Consider the following 11,367-nt stretch of genomic DNA (forward strand, 5'->3'; position numbering starts at 1 on the left):
ACTGCAAGCCGATTGCGCCGGGAGAGACGTTTGACGCACCGCATTCTCATCGTTGACGATGACCTTCATATACGCGAGGTCATCCGTGTTGCACTAAAGAAGGCCGGAATGACCGTCTTTGAAGCGCGCGACGGCAAGGAGGCGTTGACCCGCTTTGCCGCCGACAAGCCGGATCTGATCATTCTGGATATCGGCATGCCGGAATTCGACGGCCTGGACGTCTGCCGCGAAATCAGAAAGACCTCAGACGTTCCGATCCTGTTTCTCTCCGCGCGCGACGACGAGATCGATCGCGTACTGGGCCTGGAGATCGGCGGTGACGACTATGTCACCAAGCCCTTCAGCCCGCGCGAACTCGTAGCGAGGGTAAACGTCATCCTGCGCCGCATCAGCTCGCGCGGGCAGGACGCAAAGGCGTCCACTGCCACGCTGTCGCAAGGCAAGTTGTTCGTCGATCCCGGCCAGCATATTGCCGAGTTTGCGGGCAAGCCGCTGCGCCTGACGGCCATCGAGTTTGGAATCCTCCGGGCATTCCTGACACGGCCAACGCTCGTTTTCAGCCGCGAGCAGATCATGAGCGCCGCCTATCAGCTCAACATCCAGGTGTCGGACCGCACCATCGACAGCCACATCCGCAATATCCGCGCCAAGCTGTCCGCCGTGAACTGCGACAATGTCATCGAAACCATTCATGGCGTCGGCTTCAAGCTCGGGCGATGCGAGCTCCAGGCATGATGCCTCGCAAGGCTGAAAAATGGCGGCCGTCGGTAGGACAGGTCATTTTTGCCGCGCTCGCCGCTGCGGCGACACTGCCGCTGGTCGGACTATTCTTCTTCCGCCTCTATGACAACCAGCTCATTCACCAAACCCAGGCCGAGCTGATCGCGCAAAGCCGGGTGCTTGCCGCGGTCTATGCGCGGGAAGTGGAAACCCGCCTTAACGCCGGCATTGCGCTCGGCGCCGAAATTCCGCCCGAGGCGCGCCTGGGCCGGGAAGACCAGCTTACGCCGATCCGCCCCGCGCTCGATCTCGCTGCCGGCGCCGACCTGCTCCGGCGGCGGCCTGACGCACTTCCGGCAAGCGCTCCCGCATCGCAACCCTATGTCGAGATCGGCTCGCGGCTGACGCCGATCATCCGGGAAACCCAGAAAGTCACGTTGGCCGGCTTCCGCATCCTCGATCCCCATGGCGTCGTGATTGCCGGCCGCGACGAGGTCGGCCAATCGCTCGCCCATATCGAGGAGATAGCCACAGCGCTCAAGGGACAATACCGGGCGGCCCTGCGGATTCGCAAACCCGACAAACCTCCTCCTCCGATCTACTCGATCAGCCGCGGCGTCGGCGTCCACGTGTTCTCGGCGATGCCTGTTGTCGTCAATAATCGTGTCGCAGGCGTGATCTATACGTCGAGGACCCCGAGCAACATCTTCGACCACCTCTATCAGGAACGCGGCAAGTTCATTCTGGCAGCACTTGCGGTTGTTTTCGCGACCATCGTGATCGGCCTGGTGTTCTCCCGAACCATCACCCGCCCGATGCGCGAGCTGGTCGATCGCGCCGCGCGCATTGGCCGGGGCGATCGCGATGCATTTCGGCCCCTCGCCCATTACGGCACGCGCGAGTTTGCCCAGCTGTCGCACAGCTTTCTCGACATGGCCGAACAATTGTCGCGGCGGTCGGATTACATCGCGACCTTCTCGGCGCACCTTACCCACGAACTGAAGTCGCCGCTGACATCGATCAAGGGTGCTGCCGAACTACTACTGGATTCGCTGCAGAGTAAGACAGACACCCTCACCCGGATGGAACAGAAGAACTTCATATCGAACATTTTGGGCGATACCGGGCGCCTGGAAGCCATGACCCAGCGCTTACGCGAACTGGCGCGCGCCGAGGCCGCGCCGCAGAATGAGCAGACCGAGCTGTCGCAGGTGATTGGCGGGTTGAAGAGCCGGTTTCCGACACGCGCGATCGACGCAACGGGATGCCTGGAGCGCTCGATCGGCATGTCCAGTGAAAAGGCGCTGATCGTGCTGTCGCATCTGACCGACAACGCCATCCGTCATAACGCCAAGGCCGTGCGGCTCGAAGCGGCCGAGGAAAACGGATCCGTCAGGATGATAGTCAGCAATGATGGCGATCCGATCTCCGAAGCGAATCGCGAGAAGATCTTCGACGCTTTCTTCACCACGCGCCGCGACACCGGCGGCACGGGAATGGGACTCTCGATCGTCCAGGCTATCATGACCAGCCACGGCGGATCGATCCGGCTTTTGCCATCCGACAAGGGCGTCGCGTTCGAACTGCTGTTTCCGGCCGCCTGAAGGCCGTCAGACGCGCTCGCAGTGAGAGCCCCTCACCCCGACCCTCTCCCCGCGAAGATGTTCAGAGCGGGGGGAGAGAAGCTACAGCATCGGCAACCCCCGCGGCTTGGGGCCGCGCGGAAATGCCTTGTCGAGCGCGGCAATCTCGACCTCGCTCAACTTCAAGTCTCCCGCCCGCGCATTCTCGGCCGCGTGTTCCGCGCTGGAGGCTTTCGGAATCGCGAGCACCGACGCCGTGCGCGTGAGAAACGCCAGCGCGACCTGGCGCGGGGTCGCCTTGTATGCATCGGCAATCGCCTGCAGCATCTCACCGCCCTTGCTGCGCGGCGATGGAAAGTCATTGTGGCCGAACGGCGAATAGGCGACGACGGCGACGCCATGCCTCTCGCACCACGGGACCACGGCGTGCTCGATCGCGCGCTCCTGCAGATGATAGAGCACCTGGTTGCAGGCGATCTTGCCCTCGCCTGCGATATCGACGAGTTCGTCGAGATCATCTGAATCAAAATTGCTGACGCCCCAAGAGCGGATCTTTCCGCTCGCCACCAGCTCCTCGAACGCCGCCACCGTCTCCTCGAGCGGATAGGAACCGCGCCAGTGCAGCAGGTAGCAGTTGAGATAATCGGCCTTCAGCCGCCTCAGCGAGCGCTCGCAGGCGGTGACGGTGCCGCGGCGCGAGGCGTTGCTCGGCAACACCTTTGAGACCAGGAAGAGCATTTCCCGCGGCAACTCCGCGATCGCGTCGGCAATCACCGGCTCAGCATCACCATACATCTCGGCGGTGTCGATATGGGTCATGCCGGTTTCGATGCCACGGCGCAGCGCCGCAATCGCGGCCTTGCGGTCGCCGTGGTCGAGATACCAGGTGCCCTGCCCGATCACGGAGACGTCGGGGCCGTTGGTGCCGAACTTTCTTGTTTGCAAGGTCGCCTCGCTCGTCAAAAGTGTCGCAGGCGCGGATCTTAGACGAAACGGGCGATGATGTCTCCACAACGTCGTCCCTGCGAAAGCTGGGACCCATAACCACGAAGGTCAGATATGAAGGAAACTGCGGCCGCAGCGCCGCGCCACAACCCACATTTGTGATTGTGGGTCCCCGGCTCCTGATGCGCAATTGCGCATGAGGGCCGGGACGACATTCGAATGTGTGGCACGCTGACCGGCTAGTAATTGCTCGCCGTCGCCTCGTTCGGGATCCCCTCGATCGGGCATTCGTCGGTGCCGACGGTCGAACGCGTCATCGCCTCGACCATCTCACGCGTCCCTTCGGGGTCGGCGATCCATTTCGCATAGAAATCGTAGGGACAAGCCGCGACGCCGCGCGCGCCTTCGCCGGAATTGATCATGCCGGTATAGCCGCGGTGCAGCAGCTTGAAGAGATGGTTCTGCGACTGGCCGTTGCGGCGCGCGTCGCGGATCAGGCTCTTCGACAATCCCGCGTACTGGATGCCGTATTCCTCCTCGCCGGTCTCGCCGAGCGTGCGGCCGTCGAAGCCGATGATCGCGGAGTGGCCGAAATAGGAGTAGACGCCGTCAAAGCCTGCAGCGTTGGCGACCGCGACATAGACATTGTTGGCCCAGGCCATCGCCTTGGAAATCAGGATCTGCTGTTCCTTGGCGGGATACATGTAGCCCTGGCAGCGCACGATCAGCTCGGCGCCCTTCATGGCGCAGTCGCGCCAGATCTCCGGAAAGTTGCCGTCGTCGCAGATGATCAGGCTGACCTTCAGGCCCTTGGGGCCTTCGGAAACATAGGTGCAATTGCCTGGGTACCAGCCTTCGATCGGCACCCACGGCATGATCTTGCGGTACTTCTGGACGATCTCCCCCTTGTCGTTCATCAGGATCAGGGTGTTGTATGGCGCCTTGTGCGGGTGCTCCTCGTGGCGCTCGCCGGTCAGCGAGAACACGCCCCACACCTTGGCCTTGCGGCAAGCTTCGGCAAAGATTTCCGTCTCGTCCCCCGGGACCTGCGAGGCGGTCTCGTACATCTCCTTGGAGTCGTACATGATGCCGTGGGTGGAATATTCCGGGAAGATCACCAGATCCATGCCCGGCAGACCGAGCTTCATGCCGACGATCATGTCGGCGATCTTGCGGGCGTTGTCGAGCACCTCGGTCTTGGTGTGCAGACGCGGCATTTTGTAATTGACGACAGCGACGCCGACCGTGTCGTTGCTGGAGGAAATGTCACCGTGGAGCATTGGGATCGCCTCTTGTTCTGGTTTGAGTTGGAAGTATCGAGCCTCAGTGGCTGATCATCCACGGGCGCGCGGTTGGAAAGCCCTTGGCGCCGCTCTTGGTCTTGGTCATGAGCCGGGCCGGCTTCTTCTTGCCGGTTGAACAGCAGCCACAGCCGGGACCGTGCGAAGCCTTGTATTCCGCTGATGTCTTCGGCGCATGGGCGCTGCGCTCGTTAGTGGCGATTGCCTTGCGCTTTTCTGATGGCATGCAGAAGAACGCCGGTGCGGTCAGGATCACGCGCGGCGATTCATTTTCGCAATTCGGACAGTCCTGCGGGTCGTCGCATTCGGCCATCGGCCGCATGTCCGTGAAAGGGCCGCAGTCGTTACAGAGGTATTCGTAGACCGGCATCTAGTTTCCTCGCGATGTTTCCTTGTAGCTCCGCGACGGATGCAGGGCGGCGTGACACGCGGCGCCGTCCCGCACCCTTCTCGCGCGGGAATCACTTGTCCGGCGAGATCGGCATCTGGATGTCGCCCTTGATGTGTTTGATCGGTCCGGCCGACGACGGCATGATGTCGAAGTCGAAAATCTCCGTCGGCAGCCACAGCGTGGCGCAGGCGTTGGGCACGTCGACCACGCCTGAGATGTGGCCCTGGCACGGCGCGGTGCCGAGAATCGAATAGGCCTGCGCGCCGGAATAGCCGAACTTCTTAAGATACTCGATCGCGTTCAAACACGCCTGGCGATAGGCGATGTGGACGTCAAGGTAATGCTGCTTGCCGGCCTCGTCGACTGAGATGCCCTCGAAGATCAGATAATCCTTGTAGTTCGGCGTGATCGGCGATGGCTTGAACACTGGATTCTTGATGCCGTATTTGGCGACGCCATCCTTGATGACATCGACCTTCAGATGCAGCCAGCCGGCCATTTCGATTGCGCCGCAGAAAGTGATCTCACCGTCGCCCTGGCTGAAGTGCAAATCGCCCATCGAGAGCCCCCCGCCCGGCACATAGACCGGGAAAAAGATCTTCGAGCCGCGCGACAGATCCTTGATGTCGCAATTGCCGCCATGCTCGCGTGGCGGCACGGTGCGGGCGCCTTCGGCACCGACTTTTGCCTTGGCATCGCCCTTGGCGCGGCCGGCATGCGCGGTCGCGGCGAACGGCGGATTGGCAAGGCCCGGCACGCGCGTCGGATTGGTCGCGATCAGCGCAGTCTCGCGCTCGTTCCAGGTCGCCAGCAATTTCGGATCGGGCAGACAACCGATCAGGCCGGGATGGATTAAGCCAGCGAAATTTACTCCAGGCACGTGGCGCGACGAGGTGTAGAGACCCTTGATGTCCCAGATCGATTTCTGCGCCAGCGGGAAATGATCGGTCAGGAAGCCGCCGCCGTTCTGTTTGGAGAAGAAGCCGTTAAAACCCCACAGGCTTTCCTTCAACGGACCGACATCGAGCAGGTCGACTACGAGCAAATCGCCGGGCTCGGCGCCCTTGACGCCAATCGGGCCGGACAGGAAGTGCACGATCGAGAGGTCGATATCGCGCACGTCATCGGCGGAATCGTTGTTCTTGATGAAACCGCCGGTCCAGTCATAGGTCTCGATGATGAAATCGTCGCCCGGATTGACCCACGCCACGATCGGAATATCGGGATGCCAGCGGTTGTGGATCATGTCGTTGTCGTAGGCCGATTTCGAAAGATCGACCTTGATCAGTGTCTCTGGCATCGATAGCTCCCCTTTTAAGACCGCATGGTTTGCGGGTTTACACGGACAGGAATTTCGAGACTTGCGCGGCATCGACGCTGTCGCGCGGCTCGTCGCGGACGATCTCGCCGTTCTCGATGACCAGCACGCGGTCGGCGATGTCGAGCGCAAAGCTCAACACCTGTTCGGAAACGACGATCGACAGGCCGCGCTCGTCGCGGATGCGCTTCAGGGTGCGCGCCATATCCTTGATGATCGACGGCTGGATACCCTCGGTCGGCTCGTCCAGCAGCAGCACTTTTGGCTTGGTGACGAGCGCGCGGGCGATCGCGAGTTGCTGCTGCTGTCCGCCGGAAAGATTGCCGCCGCGCCGGCCTTTCATCTCCAGCAGCACCGGGAACAATTCGTAGATGTCCTCGGGGACCTCCGAGCCGCCCGACACCACGAGGCCGGTCTCGATGTTCTCCTTCACCGTCATGGTGGAAAAGATCATGCGGCCCTGTGGCACGTAGGCGAGGCCCTTGGCGACACGCTCGTAGCTCGGCAGCGTGCTGAGCTCGGCGCCTGCCATGCTCACCGATCCGCTCTTGGTCGGCACGATGCCCATCAGCGACTTCATCAGCGTGGTCTTGCCCATGCCGTTGCGGCCCATGATCGCGACGATCTCGTTGCGCGCGACCGACACGTTGAGGCCATGCAGAACTTCGCTCTGACCATAAGCGACGTGAAGATCCGAAATAGCCAGCATGAGCGCTCCTTATTTGTTGCGCATGACCTTGTCCGGAAACCGGATGCCACTTTCCGGGATCATGCGCTAATGTCCGAGGTAAACTTCGATCACCTTGGGATCGTTCTTGACCTTCTCCATCGTGCCCTCCGACAGGATCTGGCCCTGGTGCAGCACCGTGACCTTGTGGGCGATGTCCTCGACGAATTTCATGTCGTGCTCGATCACCAGCACTGAGCGGTCCTTGATGATGCGGTTCAAGAGTTCGGCGGTCTTCGCGCGCTCGCTGACGCTCATGCCGGCGACGGGCTCGTCGAGCATCAGGAGTTCCGGATCCTGGATCAGCAGCATGCCGATCTCGAGCCATTGCTTCTGGCCATGGCTGAGCTGATCGGCATAAATGTCGAGACGATCCTTCAGGAAGATCATCTCGGCGACTTCCTCGATGCGCTGCTTGACGGCATCATCGCGCTGGAAAACGAGCGAGCCGAACGCAGTGCGGCCGCGCGGGTAGGAAATTTCCAGGTTCTCGAACACGGTCAGATCCTCGAACACCGACGGGGTCTGGAACTTGCGCCCGACGCCGGTCTGTACGATCTGGTTCTCCTTCAGCTTTGTCAGTTCCTTGCCGCGAAACTGGATCGAGCCTGAGGTCGCCTTGGTCTTTCCGCAGATCAGGTCGAGCACCGTGGTCTTGCCGGCGCCGTTGGGGCCGATGATGACGCGGATCTCGTTCTCCTCGACATAGAAGGAGAGATTGTTCACCGCCTTGAAGCCGTCGAACGACACTGTGAGCGCTTCGACCGCGAGCAGGAAGGGTTTAGGCTGGTGACCGATGAGCATGATCTATCTCCTCATTTCGCCAGTGTGGCATCGGCAACCGAGGTGAGCATGACGTCCTCCTCACTCTGCCGGCGCGCCGTCGGCGACCGAATTGCTGGTCCAGTCGCCGGACTTCTTCTTGATCGAGCTGACCAGGCGATCGATGCGCGACTGGACGTGATCCGCCCAGATGCCCGACAAGCCGTTCGGGAAGGCCAGCACGACCGCGATGAACAGCGCGCCGAGGCCGAACAACCAGAGCTGCGGGAAGGATTCCGAAAGGCCGGTCTTGGCAAAATTGACCAGCAGCGCACCCCACACCGCGCCGAAGATCGATGTCCGTCCGCCGACGGCGGTGTAGATCACCATTTCGATCGACGGCACGATGCCTACAAAGGACGGCGACATGAAACCGACATTGAGTGCAAACATCGCGCCCCCTATCGCGGCGAAGATCGCAGCCATGCAGAAGGCGAAAATCTTGAAATTGGCGACGCTGTAGCCCGAGAAGCGGACACGATCTTCCTGCTCGCGCATCGCAACCAGGATGCGGCCAAGCTTTGTCAGCCGGATGAACTGCGCGATGAGGATGCAGCCGAACAGCAGGAACACTTCAAAGAAGTATAAAACGACCTTGGCGTGGTCCGGTCTGATGTCCCATCCCTTCAGTGTACGCAGGTCGGTCATGCCGTTGATGCCGCCGGTATAACCCTGCTGCCCGACGATCAGAATGGTCAGGATGGCGGCGACGGCCTGGGTGATGATCGCGAAATAGGTGCCGCCGACGCGGCGCTTGAACATCGCCGTGCCGATGATCAGGGCAAAGAGACCTGGGACCAGAATGATGGCGAGAACCGTGAAGGTGAGACTGTGGAATGGCTGCCAGAACAGCGGCAGCGCGGTGATCTGATTCCAATCCATGAAATCCGGAATGCCGGGCGTGGACTGGATCTTGGTGTTCTCCACGCTCGATGCCTCCAGCTTGAGGAACATCGCCATGCAGTACCCGCCGAGGCCGAAGAACACGCCCTGCCCCAGGCTCAGGATGCCGCCATATCCCCAGCACAGCACGAGGCCGATCGCGACAAAGGCGTAAGTCAGATATTTCGCGACCAGGTTGAGACGGAACACATCTAGCGACAGCGGCAGGATCACGAACAGGACCAGACCCAGTGCAACGAAGCCGATAAGTTCGGAGCGATTGAAGAAGCGCGAGTTGATGATCATGACCGTGCTTTCTTGTTCTTACTTGCGAACCTTGAGGCTAAAGAGACCTTGCGGCCGCAGCATCAGGATTCCGACGACGGCGAGCAACGTGAGAACCTTGGCCATCGAGCCCGACATGAAGAATTCGAGCGTCGATTGCGTTTGCGAGATCGAGAACGCCGACGCGATGGTGCCGAGCAGGCTCGCGGCGCCGCCAAACACGACAACCAGGAACGTGTCGACAATGTAGAGCTGCCCGGAGGTCGGACCGGTCGAGCCGATCATGGTAAAAGCGCTTCCCGCTATCCCGGCGATCCCGCAACCAAGGCCGTAGGTGTAGCGATCGACTTTTTCGGTATTGATGCCGACGGCGCCGGCCATGATCCGGTTCTGCACGACCGCGCGGACCTGCCGGCCCCAGCGCGACTTGTAAATGACGTACGCTACCGCGCACGTGATCGAAACGGTGAGACCCATCACGAAGATGCCGTTGATCGGCACCTCGATGCTGTCGGTCACCTTGAGCGAACCCAGCATCCACTGCGGCAGCTCGACGCCGACCTCGCGCGCCCCGAAGACGGAGCGATAGGCCTGCTGCAGTATGAGGCTGAGGCCCCATGTGGCGAGCAGCGTGTCGAGCGGGCGCTTGTAGAGATGACGGATCAGTCCCCACTCCACCAGCATACCGAGCGCGCCGGAGGCGAGGAAAGCCAGCATCATCGCGAGAAAGAAGTAGCCGCTGAAAAGACCTGGCAAATAGCTCTGGAACAGATTCGACGTCATCCAGGTGACGTAGGCTCCCAAGATCATGAACTCGCCATGCGCCATGTTGATGACGCCCATCTGGCCGAAGATGATCGCAAGGCCGAGCGCCATCAGCACGTAGACGGAGAACAGGATCAGGCCCGCAAAACCCTGCATGACGAAGATGGAGCCAAGATCGCCAATCGAATAGTCGCCAAACATCTGACTTCTCCGCCGGAGGAAGGTCCCGCGTCGCGAGAGAATTCGCGACGCGGGGTCGTGAAGCGCGGATTGACGGTCCACGCCAGGGAGCGGTTGGAAAATTACGGGAAGGCTTCCCGCGCTTATTGGTAGCCTTTCGGGAACGGATCTGGCTCGATCAGATCGGCAGTCTCGAAGATCAGCTCGAATTGACCATCGAGCTTGGCGCGCCCGACGCGGGTCTTCGACCAGAGGTGATGGTTTTCATGGATGCGCACGTAGCCTTCAGGCGCCTCCTTGAATTCCACGCCGGGCGAAGCGGCCGCGATCTTATCGACGTCGAAGCTACCGGCCTTCTCGCAGGTCAGCTTCCACAGCCACGGGCCGAGATAGCCGGCTTGCGTCACATCGCCGATAACGGTCTTCTCGCCCCACATCTTCTTGAAGGCGGGAACGAACGTCTTGTTGTTGGCATTGTCGAGCGACTGGAAGTACTTCATGCAGGCATAGGCGCCCGCGATGTTCTCGCCGCCGATGCCGTCGATTTCATCTTCGGTCACCGAAATCGTCAGCAGCGCCTGCTTCGACAGGTCGACGCCGGCCGCCTTGAGCTGCTTATAGAAGGCGACGTTCGAGCCGCCGACCACGTCGGTGAAGATGACGTCGGGCTTCGTCAGCTTGATCTTGTTGATCACCGAATTGAACTGGGTGCTGCCGAGCGCGTAGTATTCCTCGCCGACGACCTTGCCCTTCAGTATGTTCTCGACGTGCTTGCGCGCGATCTTGTTCGAGGTGCGCGGCCAGATGTAGTCCGAGCCGATGAAGAAGAACGATTTGGCGCCCTTCTCCTTGGCGATCCAGTTCAGGCCCGCGAGGATCTGCTGGGTCGCTTCCTGGCCGGTGTAAATGACGTTCTTGGACTGCTCGAGACCTTCATAGAAGGTCGGATAGTACAGCATGCCGTTGTACTGCTCGACGACCGGCAGCACCGCCTTGCGCGATGCCGAGGTCCAGCAGCCCATGATCGCTGCGACCTTGTCGTTGACGAGAAGCTTCTTGGCCTTTTCCGCAAACGTCGGCCAGTCGCTGGCGCCGTCTTCCTGGATGAACTTGATCTTGCGCCCGAGCACGCCGCCGGCGGCGTTGATCTGTTCGATCGCGAGCTTTTCGGCCTGGATCGAGCCCGTCTCCGATATGGCCATCGTGCCGGTGGCCGAGTGCAGGATGCCGACGGTGACCTCCGTATCGGTGACCGCGAGCCCCGTGGTGTTGACGGTGGCGGTTGCGGGACCTGCCCCGAATGAGGGCCGGGGAAGGATCGAAACGAGCGGCAGGGCCGCCGCGCCCATCAGCAGTTTGCGGCGAAGCGGAGACTGCAAGCCCTTGTTTGGTTCGTCTGACATGAGCACCCCATTTTTTGTTCGAGAACGCTTATTGGTCAGGCGAGG

The 11,367-nt window shown here is 61.0% G+C and carries 11 protein-coding genes; 2 read left to right on the plus strand and 9 right to left on the minus strand.

The genetic code is table 11. The annotated features are described in order from the left end of the window. The first annotated feature begins 30 nt into the window (after positions 1-30). Both KJQ96_RS01430 and KJQ96_RS01435 read left to right on the plus strand, forming a co-directional pair. Positions 31-735: a response regulator transcription factor gene (locus KJQ96_RS01430; protein ID WP_213284917.1), complete on the plus strand. Its 705-nt coding sequence runs from the start codon at positions 31-33 to the stop codon at positions 733-735. Further along, positions 735-2,324 (plus strand): ATP-binding protein, encoded by a 1,590-nt coding sequence (locus KJQ96_RS01435; protein ID WP_213285117.1) that lies wholly within the window; start codon positions 735-737, stop codon positions 2,322-2,324. Before KJQ96_RS01430 ends, KJQ96_RS01435 begins: the two co-directional genes overlap by 1 nt. 81 nt (positions 2,325-2,405) lie before the next feature. On the opposite strand, the gene KJQ96_RS01440 is transcribed toward KJQ96_RS01435, so the two are convergent. The 9 genes from KJQ96_RS01440 to urtA all read right to left on the minus strand — a co-directional run bounded on the left by KJQ96_RS01440 (position 2,406) and on the right by urtA (position 11,322). Further along, positions 2,406-3,248 carry an aldo/keto reductase gene (locus tag KJQ96_RS01440; protein ID WP_213284918.1) on the minus strand — a complete coding sequence of 281 codons (843 nt, stop codon included), beginning with the start codon at positions 3,246-3,248 and terminating at the stop codon, positions 2,406-2,408. 239 nt (positions 3,249-3,487) lie between these two features. Beyond that, positions 3,488-4,528 carry an aliphatic amidase gene (locus KJQ96_RS01445; RefSeq protein WP_213284919.1) on the minus strand — a complete coding sequence of 347 codons (1,041 nt, stop codon included), beginning with the start codon at positions 4,526-4,528 and terminating at the stop codon, positions 3,488-3,490. A gap of 43 nt (positions 4,529-4,571) precedes the next feature. Further along, positions 4,572-4,919, minus strand: a complete 348-nt coding sequence (locus tag KJQ96_RS01450; RefSeq protein WP_213284920.1) for a zinc ribbon domain-containing protein — start codon at positions 4,917-4,919, stop codon at positions 4,572-4,574. Between the two features lie 91 nt (positions 4,920-5,010). After that, the gene (gene fmdA / locus KJQ96_RS01455; RefSeq protein WP_028347324.1) at positions 5,011-6,240 is read right to left on the minus strand and encodes a formamidase; all 1,230 of its coding nucleotides are present in this window, start codon (positions 6,238-6,240) and stop codon (positions 5,011-5,013) included. Between the two features lie 37 nt (positions 6,241-6,277). Next, a complete protein-coding gene (gene urtE / locus KJQ96_RS01460; RefSeq protein WP_213284921.1) occupies positions 6,278-6,967 on the minus strand; it encodes an urea ABC transporter ATP-binding subunit UrtE in 690 nt (229 codons plus the stop codon). Positions 6,968-7,033: 66 nt separating this feature from the next. Next, entirely contained in the window at positions 7,034-7,789 is a 756-nt protein-coding gene (gene urtD, locus KJQ96_RS01465; RefSeq protein ID WP_213284922.1) for an urea ABC transporter ATP-binding protein UrtD, read from the minus strand. Positions 7,790-7,849: 60 nt separating this feature from the next. After that, positions 7,850-8,995, minus strand: coding sequence for an urea ABC transporter permease subunit UrtC (gene urtC, locus KJQ96_RS01470; RefSeq protein ID WP_213284923.1), 1,146 nt, complete (start codon positions 8,993-8,995; stop codon positions 7,850-7,852). An 18-nt stretch (positions 8,996-9,013) separates the two neighbouring features. Continuing rightward, positions 9,014-9,940 (minus strand): urea ABC transporter permease subunit UrtB, encoded by a 927-nt coding sequence (urtB, locus tag KJQ96_RS01475; RefSeq protein WP_213284924.1) that lies wholly within the window; start codon positions 9,938-9,940, stop codon positions 9,014-9,016. A 122-nt stretch (positions 9,941-10,062) separates the two neighbouring features. Continuing rightward, positions 10,063-11,322 carry an urea ABC transporter substrate-binding protein gene (urtA, locus tag KJQ96_RS01480; protein WP_213284925.1) on the minus strand — a complete coding sequence of 420 codons (1,260 nt, stop codon included), beginning with the start codon at positions 11,320-11,322 and terminating at the stop codon, positions 10,063-10,065. Positions 11,323-11,367: the final 45 nt, after the last annotated feature.

The sequence above is a fragment of the Bradyrhizobium sp. sGM-13 genome, from assembly GCF_018398875.1.
GTDB lineage: Bacteria > Pseudomonadota > Alphaproteobacteria > Rhizobiales > Xanthobacteraceae > Bradyrhizobium.

Bases quoted from the DNA above. Each gene is read 5' to 3' on its own strand.
- KJQ96_RS01435 (WP_213285117.1), top strand. From the start codon at position 735: ATGCCTCGCAAGGCTGAAAAATGGCGGCCGTCGGTAGGACAGGTCATT.
- KJQ96_RS01445 (WP_213284919.1), bottom strand. From the start codon at position 4,528: ATGCTCCACGGTGACATTTCCTCCAGCAACGACACGGTCGGCGTCGCT.
- KJQ96_RS01450 (WP_213284920.1), bottom strand. From the start codon at position 4,919: ATGCCGGTCTACGAATACCTCTGTAACGACTGCGGCCCTTTCACGGAC.
- fmdA (WP_028347324.1), bottom strand. From the start codon at position 6,240: ATGCCAGAGACACTGATCAAGGTCGATCTTTCGAAATCGGCCTACGAC.
- urtE (WP_213284921.1), bottom strand. From the start codon at position 6,967: ATGCTGGCTATTTCGGATCTTCACGTCGCTTATGGTCAGAGCGAAGTT.
- urtD (WP_213284922.1), bottom strand. From the start codon at position 7,789: ATGCTCATCGGTCACCAGCCTAAACCCTTCCTGCTCGCGGTCGAAGCG.
- urtC (WP_213284923.1), bottom strand. From the start codon at position 8,995: ATGATCATCAACTCGCGCTTCTTCAATCGCTCCGAACTTATCGGCTTC.
- urtB (WP_213284924.1), bottom strand. From the start codon at position 9,940: ATGTTTGGCGACTATTCGATTGGCGATCTTGGCTCCATCTTCGTCATG.
- urtA (WP_213284925.1), bottom strand. From the start codon at position 11,322: ATGTCAGACGAACCAAACAAGGGCTTGCAGTCTCCGCTTCGCCGCAAA.